The sequence below is a fragment of the Stenotrophomonas sp. STEN022 genome, assembly GCF_056760155.1.
The window spans coordinates 1-223 of record NZ_JBRREG010000203.1; the positions used below are offsets into that span (position 1 = coordinate 1).

Consider the following 223-nt stretch of genomic DNA (forward strand, 5'->3'; position numbering starts at 1 on the left):
GGCCACGGGTGTGATCACGCTGACGCCGGCCGGTGCCGCCTCGCTGGCAAACGACTACGAGAGCACGGGCAACAGCCACCAGATCACGGTGGTGGCCAGCGACGGCAATGGTGGCACGACCACCATCACCGTCACGCTCAACGAGCTGGACGTCAACGAAGCCCCGGCGTTTGAAGACCCGAACCAGGGCGGCACGCCGCCGGGTCCGAATCAGCCGGGCACG

1 protein-coding gene is annotated in these 223 nt (G+C 68.2%); it reads left to right on the forward strand.

Annotation, left to right across the window (positions count from 1 at the left end; translation table 11 throughout):
* On the forward strand, positions 1 to 223 hold a 223-nt coding region (locus ACVOMF_RS20920), incomplete at both ends, for a cadherin repeat domain-containing protein (protein WP_481510981.1).